We start from the raw sequence: 16,296 nt of genomic DNA on the forward strand, positions 1-16,296 counted from the left end.
TAATGGGCATTTTCACGAAGGAAGAAGCCGACAGCATGGGGGCATTTGAGGAGACGGCGCTCGACACCGTCGACGCGCGTGCCGCAGAAGTAGCGTTGCCTGAGCACGGCGGCGCCACTGCCGTACCAACTGCGCCTGGTGGCCCTGGAGACGGTCAATGAGATTCATCGGTAGCCTGATGCTTATCACGGCGGTCTTCCTGTCGGGATGTCAACAGGACGAGCCCCCCGCCCCGAAGCCACAGCCAAAAGACGACGTGCAACAGTTCATTCCGAAACAGGAAATGCAGTTCAAGCGATAACCCAATAAGTTAAGAGGGGCACGCTCTCGACTACGTTCCTCGAGAGCGGCATTCCAAATGTCGACAACGTAGGTCGACGATCGAACTGCAGACTTTTCGTACACGGCTACCCGCCAGAGAACGGCCGCGATTTTGTCCTGCCGATCCCAGGCGCCCGAGCGCCACGAACCAACCGCTGAGCGGTGGAATTCAAACCTAACGCCGTGCTTCATGAGCGTGTAGTACCACTTAAGTAGCGGACACCAGGTACGCATTTCCAACACGTCGTCGATCGAGTAGCCGGTACTATGATTTATCAGGCAATAAATTATGCATGGTGAGCCAATGAAAAAGAATTTGCGCCGTTGTTTGTGCATTTCGGCCGCGCTAATAGGGCTGGGGGTATCGCACACAGCGTCAGCGGTGGACGATGTATTCCCAGCGATGGCAGCGCAAATGCAACAGTCCGCGAGCAACGTCGCGAACCAGTTGGTGCCATATGCGCTCCGCCTTCTCGGAGTGCTGTTTCTCATTCAGTTCGCGTTGCGGAATTACAAGACAGCGTTCTCGGTGGACGATCCCAAGCAACTGCTAGCCAAGCTCGTATTTCCGATGCTGTGGCTAGGGTTCTTGATGTACCTGATCGGCAACAGCTACAGCCTATTGAACGCGATCTTCAGTTCCTTCCTAGCCCTCGGGCGGATAGCGTCCGGGGGTGTCGACCTGCAGCCTGGCAACATCATGTGGAACGGCATAGCACTGCAGAACAATATGGTGATCGCCTACAACGAGGCTACAGGCGCAAGCGATGGCTTGCTGAACGCCTTCAAGTATTTCTTCCCATCGATGATGTTGTCGGTCGCATGCTTGGCTATCCTCCTGTCGTTCTTCATGATTGCCCTCGCGGTCGCAATCGCAACGTTGGAGTTCTTTCTGATCCTCGCCGCGGCCCCTATAGCTTTCGCTATGGGCGGCCTGGAAGCGTTAAAGCAGAGCAGCATCGCGCCGCTGCAAACGATGTTGTCCATCGGCTACCGTCTCATCATCCTTGGTGTGATCGTCGGCGTGATGAACGACCAGCTGGTGCCCTGGAGCAACAACTTCAAGACGGTCACAGCGTCCAACCTCGCACCTATCTGGATCGTCGTCTTTGGCTGCCTGCTCGGTGCAGTTGCCTCCTTCTCCGCCGGCAAGATTGCCGGGGCGTTGGCCAGTGGTCAGAGCAACATCAGTGGCAACGAAGCAATGTTTGCCGGCCTCCAAATGATGCAAACGATCGCCACGACGATGACTGCAGCCGCCTCTGCCGGCCAACTCGCGGGCGGTGTTGCCGACGCGGCGTCCAAGGGTGCCGGCGGGGCTGGAGCTGCGGCGGGCCGCGGCTTCGCCAATCTATCTGATGCATTGGGTGGCGGCTCAGGTTCCATTTCGAGCGCTGGAAATGGCGCCAACAACAGCAGTGGGGCAGGGGGACAGGGTAGGGCAGCCGGCATGAACTCAGCCGATGCTGCGCAGTCTGTACTTGGCCCTATGGGCGGCGATCCCGTGGGTGCCTCCGACCAGGCCGGCGATGCATCCGATGCAGGCGTAAGTGGGGGCAGCGCTTCAAGCGAGGCCGGTGGTGGCGCCACACCTGGGAGTGCTGGCCAGGCCAGCACCTCTGGAGACTCACCGCCGGCCACTCCTCAAACCAGCGAGGATCGCATGTCACAGGCCCTGGACAATATGGCCGAAGCGATGCGCGGACAACGGCCTGGTACCGGCACGCAGCTGGGCAGGGCGGCGATGGGCAGCGTTCAAGGCATGCAACATGATAGCGGTCACGTGCAGGTGCACGTCGACACCCACAGTAGAGACTAGGAGAGAGAGTAATGAAGAAGACGATTTTCGCTGCGTTGCTGTCGGCGGCAGCCCCCGCATTGGCCGGCAGCGTTGCAGGCACCGGTGGGTCGACAGAAGTTACGCAGATCATGAACAACACAGAACTGCTATCGCAGACTGCCCAGCAGGCAAAGCTCGTTCAGATTGAGTTGCAGAACGCGCTGCGCGATCCGAACACGCCCTGGGCACAGACGATGAACGCACTGCAGGACCTGAGGAACGTTTACAACACCGCCCAGTCTATGGGCTATTCGCTGGCTAGTGTCCAAAGCCGGTTCAATAACACCTTCAAGGGATACGCGCAGGGCGGCAATATGCTGGACAAGTTGATCGCCTGGGGCAACCAAACGAAGGGGTCGCTCGAAAGCCTGCTATCCACTTCCGGTTGGACAATGGACCAGGTCCAGAGCGAGGCGAGCCTAATCGAGAGCCTGCGGACCAAGGGACAAACCGCTCAGGGTCAAATGCAGGCGATCCAGGCCGGCAACGCAATCTCAGTGCAGTTGGTCCAACAGGTGCAGCAATTGCGCCAATTGCAAGCCTCTCAGGCACAGGCCATGGGGTCATACCTTGCTCAACAGAATCAAAAGGCAGGAGACGATGAAGTCAACGCGCGCGCCCTGGTTCCCACGACCGAAATGACTTTCAAACGGTGAAGACATCCATAGCCTGCAAAGTGCAATTTAATTTGCAATATTAGTTGCACTTTGCCTAAAATGAATACGTTCGGCATTTTTGCATTAATTATTGCTTTCACTGGTGAAAATCCATGGGACTGAAATCCTTGTTGACCGGACGATTCGGTAGGCCGCGCGCCACTGACGAATCTCGTGTCACGGCGGCGAGCGACGCAGCCGGCCCAGCGGCGCGTCAACACGGAGACAGTGGCGACTGGCTCGACGGCCAACGGGCCTATGACGATCGCATGATGCGGCAAACCATTCGTGCGAGGAACTGGCAGCGAGCGTGGTTCTACCAGTTCCTGTTCAGCGTGGCATGTTTGGGGGTGGTGGTATACGCACTCAAGATCCCGAAATACATTCAAGTGCCGATCGCTACCAGCAGTTTGGGCAGGTCGGTGCTTGTGAGAGACACCGCCCCGGATGCCGCGCTGCTGGCACAGCAGGAATACACCGAGGTCGGAGACTTCATTGAAAACTGCCGCACAGTCCTCGGGGACAAGATGGGCCTGCGCAAGCTGCAGGCAAGGTGTTATTCCAGGCTGCCGGACGAGTCAGCAGCGCGACGCTGGTTCGTCGACCAGATGCGGGGTGAAAACGACCCCTTTGTCGTTGGCGAGACGCATTCTGCGGAAGTGACCGTGATATCTCGCCTGAAGCTCTCGGCACAGACATGGGAAGTGGAGTGGCTTGAACAGTTCATCGACCTAAACGGTGGACGCGTCGGCCAACCGATCAAATATCGAGGCCATCTAGAAATCGAGTTCATCCGCGGCTCCAATTCCATGACACAGCTCGAGACCAACCCCAACGGCTTCTACGTCCAGAAGCTGACTTGGGCCAAGAAGATGTAAGGCGGATCAAAGCATGCGACGAACCACACTTCGACTTCACGCAATCGGCGTGCTGCTGCTTGCCACGGCTTGCCTGGCGCAAGCTAGGCCAGGCGCCAACTACAAGACGCTCGACGAAGCCGTTATGGCCCAGGTGCAGCAATGGCAGCAAACCAACACCATCAAACCGATCGTGTCGGATGAGGGGCGCGTACTGTACCCCTTCGGTCAATACATGCCTACGTTGACCTGCGGCATCATGCGCGCATGCTCCGTCGACCTGCAGCCCGGTGAGATCCTCATGGATTCGACGCGAGGAGACACGATGCTGTGGAAGATGGACCGGGCAAAGTCCAAAGATCCCAAAACTGGTGCGCTCTGGACGCACGTAGTCTTCAAACCGACACTGCCGGATATCGAAACGAACGTCATCCTTTTTACCGATCGACGCGTGTATCACATCAAGCTTGTCTCAACCAAGTCTGACAAGGAGTACATGAACCAAATTGGCTTCTACTATCCCGATGAGATCGTCCAGTCCTGGGAGAACGAAGCGCAAGCAGATCAGGCGGCGCAAGACGAGGCTTCGCGCAAGGCCGACCTCCCCACGGTATCGCTCGACCAAATGGACTGGGGCTACACCGTCCGCGGCGGAGATAAGGATCAGCGTCCGGTTCGGGTCGGCAACGACGGCCGACGGGTTTGGATCCAAATGTCTCCCATGATGGACAGAACCGAGGTCCCCACGCTCGTTCTTCTCGACGACGACGGCAAGCCGCAAGATGTGAACAGCCGGCGCATCGGCCGTGACGGCGAGTTCTTTCTTGTGGACAGACTGTTCAAGAGGGCACAACTCCTGTACGGCGGGAGCGATGGGTCGGTTTCCAAAATCACAATTATCTGGGACAAGCACAAGCGGTGGAGTTGGTAAGCATGGCTGACAACGAAGCCAACGAGGCACAACCCAGTTTCAGCGCGGCGCCGCAGTCGATACCGACGCGCGGGAAGATATCCGGCAATCTCAAAGGGAAGACAAAAGGCTACTTGGGTTTGAGCAAGCGAGCGAAGCTCTTTGCCTCGCTCGCCGCCGGCGTCATCGTCGCGTGCATTGTCCTTGGCATAACGGCACTACCAGATCCAGCGGAGACTGCAGCGCTGCAGAAGGAGAAGGAAGAGGCGGCCAGATTGGCCGATAAGGCCAAACGTGACGGTCCCAAAAGCACTGTGCCCAACAGTGTCGCAAATGCTGGGGACGGTGTTTCCAAATCGGCGGATGTGGAAGCGGCCCTGGCGTCTACGCGCCCCACCCAGGGCACCGAGGGCCCAGTTGTCCCGGGGGTACGATCTAGCTCGGACCCGCTCGCAGCCGCCGCCAGCACAAACGCAGGTCACCAACCGGGAGCAAACGGTACGCTTTCACCGGAAGAGCAGGAGGCCCAGCAAGAGCGTAGAAACCGCCAGCAAATGCTGCGTGAGGCACGCAATGCCGACCTGCGTGACGGCTCGTCTCAGCAGGGGCAGCAAGCTGACGGCGCTCCGGCCGGAGGCCGCAGCGTTGTTCCCGCTATTGGAGGAGGGCAGCAGGGAGCAGGTCAGCCCAATCCTCAGGGCATGCCCAACGGCATGCAGGACGATCAGAACAAGCAAGCACGCAAGGAGGCGTTCTTAGGCGGGTTGGCGGGCAACGCTGGGGCCGTCCCCGCTACCTACTTGCCCGCGAGCGTTCAGAAACCCCGGTCACCATATCAAATTGAAGCGGGGTGGCTAATCCCGGCCATGATGGATTCCCAGATGAACTCTGACCTGCCTGGCACCATCCGCGCGCATGTAAGCCAGAACGTCATGGATTCTGCGACTGGTCGTTTCGTCCTAATACCCAGCGGGGCCCGATTGGTTGGCCACTATGACTCGCAAATCGCCTTCGGGCAGCAGCGCGTGCTGGTGGTGTGGGACCTGTTGAAGTTCCCGGACGGTTCTGAATTGGCCCTATTGGGGATGCCGGCAGTCGACCAGGTCGGCGCCGCAGGCCTCACTGGGGAGGTCGACAATCACATGTGGACAGTGATTAAAGCGGCCACGTTCATGTCAGTGATCACTGCGGGGGCCCAACTCTCGCAGCCCCAATCCCGCAGGTCGAACGGCGATAACGAAGGCCCCTCAGTCAACCAGACGCTCTCGGCGCAGCTGGGCACACAGTTGGGCCAGGTCTCGGGAAACATGATCAACCGGTACTTGAACATTCAGCCGACCATCACCACGTCTCAAGGGACGCGCTTCAACATCCTGGTCAAACAGAACGTGGTGTTTGAACGCCCCTGGTCGTGGAAGTAGCCGCCGCCTTCTAGTGCACGGCGCGCCACACCTGGTGGCGCAAGCCGCTCAATGACATTTCTACTAAGGAAACGACGCTCATGGACAAGACAATCACGCGCCTCCGTTCGCAGATCAAGAAGCTGCAATCGCAGCTCGACCGTGCACTGGTGAAACACCGCGCGATCGAAGTTCAACGGATTGTGCAGGTCATGCGCGGGCATTCGTTGACACCCGACGATATCCGGCAGGCCCTGGAGTCGGCTCCGAAGGCGAGACGCGCGCAAAAGATGCCGCGCGCCGACGATGCACGCAGGCGCGCGCCGGTTGCGCCGAAGTATCGCGATCAGGCCACCGGCGACACCTGGACGGGAAGGGGTAAGCCACCGCGCTGGTTGAGTGCAGCCGAGCGTGCCGGCACATCACGCGAGGCATTCCTCATCGCTCCTTGAGGTAATTGAACAAGCGCGTCACGTTCAAGCCGAACACGAACGGATTGTTGCGCAATCCGTTCGCTATGCATCTCGCTGCAGCCGCTTTCCGCTGCATACCTAGACCGGCCCAATCTGCTAGCCGGCACCGTCTCCCCAATAGGTCCAACTCAAGATAGCGTAGCTGCGCAGGGCGTTGGAATCCGAGTACCCACAGACCAGTCCCGGGCTCCTCATCGCTGCGGCGCGGCCGCGGAAATGCGGGGCGCACACCGATCGCAGCAGTGTGCAGAAAATTTTCTGCACAAGACATTTTTCTTGTCACAATGCGGGCTTTTAGCGGTGGACAAAAGATGTTGTAGTGTTCTAATGTTGTCTGCAAACGACTATGGACCTTTTATAATGAAGTGGCGGCGTCCTACAAGTCCATTGTCCCGCCCGCAGCGCCGCCTTTCACCTCCACGTTAAAGCATATGCAACAATCGCTCGGCGAGAGTCCCCTGGTCATCATCCAAACACGTTGTCCAGTGGAGATCATTCGCTATCTGAAGGGGCTTGCCATGCTCAAGTATGGCAAGCTGATGGTGATGAACGAAGAAATGCTGAGGCAGTTCATCATGTACCAACCGTGGGCGGCGAGCAGTCCACTTACCTGGCGGCGCCCCAAGCCGCGAACGGTGCTTGGTTGGAACACCTTTAACCTCCAAGTGTCGAATGCGCTCAAGGACCAGGTTGAACGCCTATGCACAGAGTTGGATGTCTCCATGTCGGTGTTCTGTTACACCGCAATCTTTTGGTGGGTCAAATACATGTACCCGCCGACCAATGCCTAATCGCCGTTCCGACACAAGCCTCGCACATGCGAGGCTTTTTTTTCACCGGTGAAAATCGATGTTGCATTATTTTATGCAATGCTCTAACATCACAGCATCACAACACTGTACGGTGATTTTATGGCTAGGAGCAAGACCCCGGGTGAAACAGAAGCACTCACCCTCCGCTTGAACGGTGACCTAATCGTGGCATATCGCTCGCTCGCCGCGCAAACCACACTCCAGCAGGGCAGTGGTAGTACGGTAACGGCTCAGGATCTAATGCGCGACTGGTTGGGACGCAACCCGGCGCTGAAGTTGCTGGCGGGTAAGGCGGAAACAAAATAGATCCAGACCAACGTCGGCCATACATTAATGGGTGACGGGTGAACACTACGCGACAAGAAGGATGCCAACGGATGTTTATTTACACGTTCATCAATCGCAAGGGCGGGGTCGGGAAGACTGCTACTGCCTTCAACCTGGCGCGCTACACACAGGAACAAGGCCTGCGCACAGGCGTGATTGATCTTGATACGCAGGGCAGTCTCAGCCGCGCGCTGACCAACGAGTTCGACATACAACACGACTATGTGGGCGGGGCCATGGAACTGCTGAAATCTGGCGGCACGGCGAAGCCCTCGCGGACAACCGCCAATGGAATCGAAGTGTGGCATGGCCACGAGCAGTTGGAGGCCATCGACAGCGATTCGAAGGTCGAAGATCTTGCCTACTCCTCCAAGATGAAAGAGAAGCTGCGCGAACTACCGTACGACGTGCTGATCATCGACACGCCGCCGGCGATCGGCTTGCGGCATGTCGCACCGTTATATTGGTCGGATCGGGTAGTCATCCCTGTTGAACCCGATACCGAAGCAGTGATCGGCCTCCAGAACGTCTACAAGACCTTGGAGTCGGTCAGGTTCGAGAATCCCGGGCTCGTTACGATGATCGCCATCAATAAGTTCAAGGCATCGTCAAAGTCGCATAAGACCATTTGCGCGGTCGTACAGCAAAGCTATGGCGACGAAGTGATCGCGGTGCTCAACGATCGCGTTGCGGTCGCCGACTGCCGCCAGGAGGACGTGCCCGTGCCTGTCTGGCGGTATCGGCGCGCGAACAAAGCTACCAAGGACCAATGGCTCGGCTTTGTCCGCGCCGTTGTTCAGTAAGTCAAAGCACAGAAAACACAGGTACAAGAGAGGTAATCGCATGACGTCGTTGTCCACATTGCAAAAAATCGCAGCGAATGCGGAAAAGTCGAAGGCGTCGCAAGCCGTTTCCGGCGCCGGCGTGAGGGTCGTCCCGCTGCATCTCATCGACTTCGACTCGAGCCAGCCGCGGCAGGACTTTTACACGCCCGATGGCGTGATCGCGCCCGAGGTGCAGGAAAAGCTGCAGGAGCTTGCCTCGAGCATGAAGATCCACGGTCAGCAAGCCGAAGTGACACTGATCGAGCTCGACAATGGCAGGTTCAAGATCGCGGTCGGAGAACGCCGTGTCCGAGCCGCCCATCTGCTCGAATGGAAAGAGATCCGGGCGAACATCCGCAACGACTTGAAGGGCGTAAGCCTGCGGCTGTATCGCCTGGCCGAAAACGTCGACCGTGCAGATCTGTCCGAACTGGACACGGCGCGCTACATCGCCGACATTGTGGCCGCGGGCGAAATGAAAAAGCATGAACTCGCTGCGCATTTCGGCAAGAAGCCTGCATGGGTCACTCGCTATCTGGCCTTCGCGGACGACGTTAACTACCAGAAGTGGGTGAAACCCGGCTACATCCAGAAGGCCTGGATCCTCTACGCGGTCACCCAGCTGCCCGACGAGGTACAAGACCAGATCTACGCCATGTGCGCTGCGCGCGACTCCGGCGAGCTTACTTCGCAAGAACTGCGACGTTTCGAAGCCATGGTGAAGCGCGGGCTGCCCGTCACGCCGCCGGGCGACGGCGGTAGCACTGCTCCCGGCGCTACGTCGCAATCGAACGTGCTTGACCCGGCCGCCGCCGCGCAGCGAATGATGATGAACGCCGACACTGCGGAGACCCCGGACGGCTACCGCCCTCCTGACGGCCTTTCGGCTGAAGGCTTGGAGCCGCACGACGGCAAGCTCAGGACGATGGATAACACTCCGGGTAACGGCATCAGCACCGCTCACCGTGAGGAACACGACTCGGCGCCGGCAGGGCAGACGTCAGGTGCGACGCATGCTCCTGGCAGCATCGTCACTTCGCAGCTCTCCGTCGGGCAGCTATCGGCCATTCTGGTGCAGCTCCAGAAAAAGAAGGCAAAGGCCAGCGGCACGCTTCAATCTTTGTCGGTCAGTTTCCGCTTGCCTGAGCTGGTAGTGCGTGAGGTTCTGAGCGCACTCGGTGAAGGCGAAGAAGTCGAAAGCTTGCCGCCGATGATGCTCGGGCTAAAACTGGCCGAGGCTGGACACAAGTTGGCCAGCAAATAGGCCAGCGGCTCGCCAGCTCGAGAATGCCCAGGCTCCTAGGACCTGGGCATTCTCATTTTTCGGCGAAGGCGAAAGGGGATATATGCCGATATATGGCATATTGTTCGCAATATGGCAATATTTGTGTTATCTTGAAATACTTGCACAAGCATTGCAAATGTTCGGGTTGCCTTCCCTCTCTAGAGGCGGCCTTTACGGGGAAGTAGATGCGGTTTCCGGTTGGTGTGATTCAGGACAAGTGGGAGCGCGAAAAAGAGCAAATCAGCGTCTTCTGGGACGAGGCGCGGGTCGTTAACTCTCACATCATGTTCGCGGGCAAGTCCGGTGCAGGCAAGTCAGCTCAACTGCGCCGAGCGATACGACATGCTTCGGCCAGCGCCGAAGGGCGTGTGCGCTTCTATGTCTTCGATAGGCACAACGATCTAGACACGCCAGGAGAGAGCGTCGTCAAGTTCAGCGAATCAACCCCCTACGGATGTATCAATCCGCTTGCGATCAATCCCCATCCTCATTTTGGTGGAGTTCGCAAGCAAATCGCCAAATTCATCACTGGCATTACGCGTCGACACGCACTAGGGGCGAGGCAACAGGCGGCGCTGCGTCGCCTGCTTCAGGATCTCTACAAGAGCAGAGGATTCTCAGCCAAGGATCCCCGCAGCTGGTGCCCTCTTGATCCCGCGGAGGTCGCAGCGCGCATGAAGGGGCGCGAGAATCGCGTGTACCTGGACGTGCCGTTTGCACAGAAGGATCTCGCCAAGGCGGCTGGCGCTGCGTTCGATGTGGACATGAAGGGTTGGTGGGTTCCGCGCGAGCGCTATGAAGGTGAGTTGCTGCTATGGGCACCGAAAAGTCTCGCAAAGGCTAATCCCACGCTTGACGATGCTGTTGTGTTTGCACGACGACGACTCGAGGCGGCTTACCTTGGGACAAATACCGCCGCTGTGCACCACTTGCAAGACGTGAATAAATACGCCACGCGCTACCACAAGTTGTGCCTGGCACAACAGAAGAATGAAGCGCTTGGCGAGGAATTGGAGCGACTACTTAAAAGTCGCAATGACGCGCAGGACAAGGCAATCGAAGCGTTCCAGGCGTATCTGCAACAGGTGCAAACCGGCCGTGAGCTTGATGAAGTTTTGGAACTCAAAAGCGCTGAAGTGATGCACAGCGTTTACGACCGCTTGACCAACTTGAACGACGTCGGAATTTTCAGACCCGAGCCCCCGCCATTCGATCCGGAGGCGTCCGTGTGGCGGTACGACATCAGCGCGTTGCAACCCGCCGAAGCCGAAATGTTTGTCCATTTCGTCTTGGCCGATCGCTTTGACCAGGCGGTAGAAAGAGGCCAGCAGCAACAGGTGCAAGAGATCGTCTGTCTAGACGAGAGCGACATCTTTTTCTCCGATGACGAAGACAACATGCCCAACAAGATCGCCAAAGAGGCGCGAAAATTTGGCCTTTGCTTGTGGGCGGTAAGCCAGTCCCCCAGCAACTTCACCGAAGCATTCCTAGTCAACATCGGCGCCAAGTTCATCTTCCGTCTTGATGACACCTACTGGGAGAAGGCAGCGCGGTCGCTGAAGATTTCGAAGAATGAACTTGAGCGTCTGAGGCCCAAGTACAACGGCCTGGTCCAGATCGACAATGCCAGCGATGAACGCACGCAATATCAGCGAGTCATCTTTACCGAAAGTTAGTCTGCAATATTTAATGTGATTTTATCTGTTAATTAACTGTTAAATTACTGTTGACTTAGTGTTAAGCATCAACGACACTTTGTCGACGGCTGCACGCGAAGGAATGCGCATGTTTGTGCCGGAGATTGCTGTTGGCGTCGCCAAAGGGCGGCTAGGAGTCAAGATGAGTGCCGTAATGAATGGTCGAGCCGTCGAGAACAAGGCGCAGGTACACTACACGCGCGATGACCTTGAAAAGGCTGAACTGGAGCCCGCAGATGTGTCGCTCGCGATGCAACAGGCGTCATTTACGTCGGACGACGTTGAGAACTGGTTCGAGGGTGTTAGGTTGAAGGCGCAGCAAGCGCTTTCAGACATGTAGAGTCCGGTTAGATTTTCACCAGTGAAAAGCCGGCTTGGCTGCTAAAGGAAATAAGGCATGGGGATTGCTCCGGAGTTGTTCGAACGCTTGGCCCAGGAAAGGCCCCGACTTTCGGATAAGTCTCTCGCGGCCGCCCGCCTTGTAATGGTCGATGGGGTGCGGCCGGGCGATGCGGCCACCAGGGTCGGTGTCTTGCCCGCACAGGTCTCGCGGACCACTCGCGCACTATATGAAGCAGAAGCCGAGTTGCGTGAGACTGGCCAACTCGCCTCGATCAGCACTGACCTGGTAGAGCGAAATCTGGACGCGAGCTACACATTGGCAGTTTCGCAATTGCGCAACCAGATGGGCGACGAAGTCCTCGTCAGTACTGCTGAGGCCAACCGTACATATTCTGGCTCCGTAAAGGTCCGCACCGATCTGCACTTGGTGCAGGACGTTGGACGTGGCAAAGTCGTCGTCCACGAGTTGGCCAAGCTCGATCGCGTGCCGCAGCTGGGGCAATCGCTCGATATCGCCTATTCGAATGACTTGCGCCGCCCGGCCCATGTCTCGATACAAGGGTTAACCCAAAAGCGCGGGGGAATTTCCCGCTAAATCCCGCGGCCGGATCCTGATGGCCGCACACGGTAGATCCGTGGAAGTGTTTCACCAATATTTATTGGAGATTGAAAAAATGGCGACCAAGAAGCTGGGCAAAACGGATGTGGAGTTCGACCCGTCGGGTATTGGGTTCACCATCAAGGGCGCGGATCTGCAGGGGCATTTTCAAATCCTCGAGGACTTTCGCATCGCCGCGGGGACCGCCGGCCTCGACGGCAAGAAGCAGGACGCGATCGTGGCAGCCGTACTGCAGCATTTCGAGGCGCAAGACGTCGCAAACCCTCTCGATTCCGATAGCCTGCCGCCGGTGTTTGTGAGCTTGAAGGACCGCGTGTCTGTCCAGTTCAACCGCGGCGCTATGACCTACGAAGTGGGCCTCCCATTTCATCCAGACATCGTTCGCTCGATGCGCGGCCTGCCTGGCGCGCAGTTCCTCACCGAAGCGAAGGTTTGGTCGGTTCCGCTGGAAGCGCGAAACGCGCTTCTGCCGGCGCTGGAGTCCGCCGGACAGACACTGGCGGACCAGGAGCAAGCCCGCGAAGCGGTAATCGCTCAGCTGAGCCCCGCAGCGGGAAGATTCCCAGCCGGCGAAATAGTCAAAGTCTCGGACTTCCACCGCAAGGACTGGATCTACTCTGGGGAAATCGTCGCGGCCAATCGCCACTACGCGGCACAACAAACTGGCCGCTCCGACGGCGAAACCTCAATTGTCATACACCAGCAATCGGCACTGGACCGCCAAGTGTTCGTTGGTGACAACATGGGTATCAAGTACAACGACAAAGGCCGCGCGTCCGTACTTACCCAGCAGCAGACCCATGCCGAATTCGCCGGCATGAGCTACGACAAACTGATCGCAACGATGGGCGAGAAGATCGACGGCGTCACGGTGACGCGGCGCGAAAACGGCGACATGCTGGTCGCGTTTGACCACCACAATAGCCGGCCCGCGCAGGCGTTGCATCGAATGGACAAGTTCCTCAACGGGGCAGGCAAAGTCTCCTTCGATGCCGCCCTGAAGTCCTTCGTGGTGCCCAACGGCGCCCTTGAACAACCTGGCGCGCCGGAAGTCTTCGGCCGCGCAGTGGCCGACGGCCGCCGCGAGATTCGTGAAGACACCTTCGCGCGCAAGGAAGTGCTGGCCGCCGCTCAGGACCGCCTGGCCGGCGCCAAGGTGAGCTTTCCGGTACCGAAGGCCCCCGAGTGGCAAGAGGGCACTATTCTCTACGCCAACGATCGCTACGCCCTGCAGGCAAGCGGACGTGAATTCATGAAAGCACATGAGTTGCGCAATCTGGCGGAGATTCCGAAGGTGGGGCAGATGGTCAAGATCTCATACCAACCGAGCGGCAAGGCTCTGGTGGAAGAACGACATCAGACGATCAACCAGAGCCAGCGCGTGGCCGGCCGGCGCCACGCTTAGCGAACGAATGGTCTGCTGGGGGAAAGATTGATCCAGCAGACAATCTTTATTTAGAAATTGGAGCGACAAATAATGCCCCGTGTGGATCAATCTACAAAGCTGTTCGACGCCGTGAAGGCGGGGGACCAGGGACGAGTCGAGGAAATGCTTCGCGACAAAGCGACGCTCTCCATTCTGGACGAACGCGACGCCGAGGGCTTCACGGTGCTCCATCACGCCGGAATCCAGAACGGGCGGATTGCCGAGCTGCTGCTCGCGGCAGGCGCCGATGCAAGGGCTAAGACGCCGGCCGGCATGGCGCTCCAGGACTTGCGGGCTCTGGGTGGGTTAAGCAGCACGGACCTATTGGGCCCCCAGGCTCTTGAGCTGCTTCGGTTGCAGAAGCACCATGAAGATTTCGTGAGATGGTGGCGACCAGCTACGCAGGTCGAAGCCGAAGTCGCTGAAGAATCATTTATCCGCCAGGGCAAGCCTGCGGCGGCGCAGCCGCGCGTTGGCCAGGCAACCGACATGCCTCCACCTGGCTTAGGCGCCCAAGCAAAGGAGATGGGCGCTGAGCGTATGTCGACTGGCGGCAAGGCGACCGAAGAAGAGGGCGAAGGGCTGATTCGCGCAGGCACCAGCCAGTCCAAAGCGCCAGTCAAGACGCCGCCCGACGTCCTTCTTGGCGGACTCTACATCCGTGATGGAACGGGCGCATACACGCGCGTTGGCCAAACCAAGCCAGCCCTAATCGACGGTGGCGCACAAATCACGTTGAAAAACCGCGACATCGACACCTTTCGAGCGGGTATCGAGCTTGCAAAGAGCAAGGGGTGGACGTCGATCGAGGTGGGCGGCACGCCCCGCTATCGACAGGCTTCCTGGCTCGAAGGCCGTCTCCAAGGGCTGGAGGTGCAAGGGTACGAACCTACCGAGAAAGACCAAGCGATGCTGGACAGCCGGCTCGCAGAACGGGCCGCTCAGCAAAGCGTGGCAGAGGGCCGCCCGGATGTAGTGGCGAAATCCCTTTCTGACGCCAAAGAGCAGATCCTCAAGTTCAAGAAGGATATGGTCGCGCCCAATCTTCAAAGCGGGACCTATCACGGTCGAGTTTTGGCGGGCACGTCGCACCACATCATCGTAACCGTGGACGGCCGCGCCAATACCGCTACGGCGATCGAAAAGGCTGCAATCGACGGCGTCGACTACAAGATAGGCGAACTGCTCAACGTGCAGTTTTCAAATGGAAAGCTCGTTCCCGGGCGCGACCACGGCCTCGGGGTACGACCCAAAAGATAGGAGTGTCAGATGCATGCCGCGGTAATTTCTTATGCACTTCCTGACGTTGGCCGAGTCATTCAACGACTAGACCAAGCATCAACCATGCTCGGCCAACTCAACCCCGAGTTGCGCCAAGCGGTGATTTACGCAGGATTCCTCACTGACGTTCAAGCCGGCAGGCTTGATGTTCGCGAGACCCCGGTCGCGAAAATGGTCCACCTCGTTGACCAGTTCTGCAATTTGGTGGAAAGCCAGTTTGCTGAACCTTCTTACCCATCCTACCAATAACGTCGGGGCACACCATGGATGATTTTTCGAAGCGTGCAAGCGATCTCTACGACCAATTCACACAAACGCTTAGCGGCGTCAATCTCTCTACGGCTGTCTCCCTGCCGCACGCCATGACCAGCCTCCTGGCCATGACCAGCACAGTGGCTCATCACAATCAGCAGGGCTTGTTGCCTCCCTCAACCCAGAATCAGGTCGCGCAAAGCCAAAGCACGAATCAAGCCAGCACTGTTGATCAGTTGACTTCTGCACTGTCGCGCGGCTTCGCCAACATGAAGGCGCTGCTAGCTTCAAAGGGGCAAGCGTTGCTGTCAGCGACGTCGCTCGTTGAAAGTCAAAACATGTCCACGCCAGCAGCGAAAGTTGGGCTTGCTCAAGGATCGGCTATCACGCCCAGCCGCGCGCCGGCACCAGGCTTTGGATTGCACAACGCAATGGATGCGTTGTTCGCATTGCAACGGAACTACGTGGCGCCGGATCTGCAGAACGGCCGCTACAGCGGTCTGGTCTTGGGTGAAACGGAAAGCCATGTGCTGTTGTCTGTGAACGGTCGCGCTCAGACCGCGACGGCGATCGACAAGTCAGTCTTGGGCGGAGTGACCTTTGCCGTCAACAAGGTACTGGATCTGCAGTTCAAGAACGGGCAAGTAGTGGACAAGGGCAAATCTCAATCACAAACCGAACAGCAGGCTATTCGGCAATCCCATCGACGCTGATCGGCTCTGACGGATTTTTCACCAGTGAAAAAGGAAGATGCAGCAATGATCTCGATTGAGGTATTTGTGTCCGCAGCCGGGGCCTTCATTGCTACCCGACACGACTGTCCATTCTTCGACGCGCCGTCGCTGCACCTCTCCAGGAAGTCTCGAACTCTTGGGGCGCCGGACGGTACATCAAGGACCGCGAAGCTGTCTCCGATCGCTCTGGACGCTCTGAGCGGAGTATCCCATGTGCCAATCGCCGCATTTGCGCTTGGC

General features: G+C 58.1%; 17 protein-coding genes. All 17 read left to right on the forward strand.

The features are described from left to right. Positions 1-2 precede the first annotated feature (2 nt). The gene (locus tag HV742_RS23205) at positions 3-161 is read left to right on the forward strand and encodes a hypothetical protein (protein WP_156333447.1); all 159 of its coding nucleotides are present in this window, start codon (positions 3-5) and stop codon (positions 159-161) included. Positions 162-736: 575 nt separating this feature from the next. Continuing rightward, positions 737-2,140, forward strand: a complete 1,404-nt coding sequence (locus tag HV742_RS23210) for a type IV secretion system protein (RefSeq protein ID WP_175146460.1) — start codon at positions 737-739, stop codon at positions 2,138-2,140. A gap of 11 nt (positions 2,141-2,151) precedes the next feature. After that, a complete protein-coding gene (trbJ, locus tag HV742_RS23215) occupies positions 2,152-2,817 on the forward strand; it encodes a P-type conjugative transfer protein TrbJ (RefSeq protein WP_054473470.1) in 666 nt (221 codons plus the stop codon). 113 nt (positions 2,818-2,930) lie between these two features. Then, positions 2,931-3,695: a VirB8 family type IV secretion system protein gene (locus HV742_RS23220; RefSeq protein WP_175146461.1), complete on the forward strand. Its 765-nt coding sequence runs from the start codon at positions 2,931-2,933 to the stop codon at positions 3,693-3,695. 13 nt (positions 3,696-3,708) lie between these two features. Then, the gene (locus HV742_RS23225) at positions 3,709-4,605 is read left to right on the forward strand and encodes a TrbG/VirB9 family P-type conjugative transfer protein (protein ID WP_175146462.1); all 897 of its coding nucleotides are present in this window, start codon (positions 3,709-3,711) and stop codon (positions 4,603-4,605) included. Between the two features lie 2 nt (positions 4,606-4,607). Beyond that, positions 4,608-6,005: a TraB/TrbI/VirB10 family type IV secretion system protein gene (locus tag HV742_RS23230; RefSeq protein WP_175146463.1), complete on the forward strand. Its 1,398-nt coding sequence runs from the start codon at positions 4,608-4,610 to the stop codon at positions 6,003-6,005. A gap of 80 nt (positions 6,006-6,085) precedes the next feature. Further along, positions 6,086-6,436, forward strand: coding sequence for an H-NS histone family protein (locus HV742_RS23235; RefSeq protein WP_175146464.1), 351 nt, complete (start codon positions 6,086-6,088; stop codon positions 6,434-6,436). A 452-nt stretch (positions 6,437-6,888) separates the two neighbouring features. Next, the gene (locus HV742_RS23240) at positions 6,889-7,248 is read left to right on the forward strand and encodes a hypothetical protein (RefSeq protein WP_131726790.1); all 360 of its coding nucleotides are present in this window, start codon (positions 6,889-6,891) and stop codon (positions 7,246-7,248) included. A 398-nt stretch (positions 7,249-7,646) separates the two neighbouring features. Next, complete coding sequence (locus HV742_RS23245; protein ID WP_175146465.1) at positions 7,647-8,399, forward strand: ParA family protein; 753 nt, start codon at positions 7,647-7,649, stop codon at positions 8,397-8,399. 40 nt (positions 8,400-8,439) lie between these two features. Next, complete coding sequence (locus HV742_RS23250) at positions 8,440-9,684, forward strand: ParB/RepB/Spo0J family partition protein (RefSeq protein WP_175146466.1); 1,245 nt, start codon at positions 8,440-8,442, stop codon at positions 9,682-9,684. A gap of 206 nt (positions 9,685-9,890) precedes the next feature. Further along, a complete protein-coding gene (locus HV742_RS23255; protein ID WP_175146467.1) occupies positions 9,891-11,381 on the forward strand; it encodes a DUF5710 domain-containing protein in 1,491 nt (496 codons plus the stop codon). Between the two features lie 109 nt (positions 11,382-11,490). After that, entirely contained in the window at positions 11,491-11,742 is a 252-nt protein-coding gene (locus tag HV742_RS23260) for a hypothetical protein (RefSeq protein WP_054473480.1), read from the forward strand. A 57-nt stretch (positions 11,743-11,799) separates the two neighbouring features. After that, the gene (locus HV742_RS23265) at positions 11,800-12,339 is read left to right on the forward strand and encodes a KfrB domain-containing protein (protein ID WP_054473481.1); all 540 of its coding nucleotides are present in this window, start codon (positions 11,800-11,802) and stop codon (positions 12,337-12,339) included. Positions 12,340-12,418: 79 nt separating this feature from the next. Beyond that, a complete protein-coding gene (locus tag HV742_RS23270; protein ID WP_175146468.1) occupies positions 12,419-13,768 on the forward strand; it encodes a KfrB domain-containing protein in 1,350 nt (449 codons plus the stop codon). A gap of 72 nt (positions 13,769-13,840) precedes the next feature. Further along, positions 13,841-15,049 (forward strand): LPD7 domain-containing protein, encoded by a 1,209-nt coding sequence (locus tag HV742_RS23275; RefSeq protein WP_175146469.1) that lies wholly within the window; start codon positions 13,841-13,843, stop codon positions 15,047-15,049. 9 nt (positions 15,050-15,058) lie between these two features. Continuing rightward, positions 15,059-15,319 carry a hypothetical protein gene (locus tag HV742_RS23280; RefSeq protein ID WP_175146470.1) on the forward strand — a complete coding sequence of 87 codons (261 nt, stop codon included), beginning with the start codon at positions 15,059-15,061 and terminating at the stop codon, positions 15,317-15,319. A 14-nt stretch (positions 15,320-15,333) separates the two neighbouring features. Continuing rightward, positions 15,334-16,035 carry a hypothetical protein gene (locus HV742_RS23285; protein WP_175146471.1) on the forward strand — a complete coding sequence of 234 codons (702 nt, stop codon included), beginning with the start codon at positions 15,334-15,336 and terminating at the stop codon, positions 16,033-16,035. Positions 16,036-16,296 lie beyond the last annotated feature (261 nt).

The sequence above is a fragment of the Achromobacter ruhlandii genome, assembly GCF_902859695.1.
Taxonomy (GTDB): Bacteria; Pseudomonadota; Gammaproteobacteria; order Burkholderiales; family Burkholderiaceae_B; genus Achromobacter; species Achromobacter ruhlandii.

Bases quoted from the DNA above. Each gene is read 5' to 3' on its own strand.
- HV742_RS23205 (WP_156333447.1), top strand. From the start codon at position 3: ATGGGCATTTTCACGAAGGAAGAAGCCGACAGCATGGGGGCATTTGAG.
- HV742_RS23210 (WP_175146460.1), top strand. From the start codon at position 737: ATGCAACAGTCCGCGAGCAACGTCGCGAACCAGTTGGTGCCATATGCG.
- trbJ (WP_054473470.1), top strand. From the start codon at position 2,152: ATGAAGAAGACGATTTTCGCTGCGTTGCTGTCGGCGGCAGCCCCCGCA.
- HV742_RS23220 (WP_175146461.1), top strand. From the start codon at position 2,931: ATGGGACTGAAATCCTTGTTGACCGGACGATTCGGTAGGCCGCGCGCC.
- HV742_RS23225 (WP_175146462.1), top strand. From the start codon at position 3,709: ATGCGACGAACCACACTTCGACTTCACGCAATCGGCGTGCTGCTGCTT.
- HV742_RS23230 (WP_175146463.1), top strand. From the start codon at position 4,608: ATGGCTGACAACGAAGCCAACGAGGCACAACCCAGTTTCAGCGCGGCG.
- HV742_RS23235 (WP_175146464.1), top strand. From the start codon at position 6,086: ATGGACAAGACAATCACGCGCCTCCGTTCGCAGATCAAGAAGCTGCAA.
- HV742_RS23240 (WP_131726790.1), top strand. From the start codon at position 6,889: ATGCAACAATCGCTCGGCGAGAGTCCCCTGGTCATCATCCAAACACGT.
- HV742_RS23245 (WP_175146465.1), top strand. From the start codon at position 7,647: ATGTTTATTTACACGTTCATCAATCGCAAGGGCGGGGTCGGGAAGACT.
- HV742_RS23250 (WP_175146466.1), top strand. From the start codon at position 8,440: ATGACGTCGTTGTCCACATTGCAAAAAATCGCAGCGAATGCGGAAAAG.
- HV742_RS23255 (WP_175146467.1), top strand. From the start codon at position 9,891: ATGCGGTTTCCGGTTGGTGTGATTCAGGACAAGTGGGAGCGCGAAAAA.
- HV742_RS23260 (WP_054473480.1), top strand. From the start codon at position 11,491: ATGTTTGTGCCGGAGATTGCTGTTGGCGTCGCCAAAGGGCGGCTAGGA.
- HV742_RS23265 (WP_054473481.1), top strand. From the start codon at position 11,800: ATGGGGATTGCTCCGGAGTTGTTCGAACGCTTGGCCCAGGAAAGGCCC.
- HV742_RS23270 (WP_175146468.1), top strand. From the start codon at position 12,419: ATGGCGACCAAGAAGCTGGGCAAAACGGATGTGGAGTTCGACCCGTCG.
- HV742_RS23275 (WP_175146469.1), top strand. From the start codon at position 13,841: ATGCCCCGTGTGGATCAATCTACAAAGCTGTTCGACGCCGTGAAGGCG.
- HV742_RS23280 (WP_175146470.1), top strand. From the start codon at position 15,059: ATGCATGCCGCGGTAATTTCTTATGCACTTCCTGACGTTGGCCGAGTC.
- HV742_RS23285 (WP_175146471.1), top strand. From the start codon at position 15,334: ATGGATGATTTTTCGAAGCGTGCAAGCGATCTCTACGACCAATTCACA.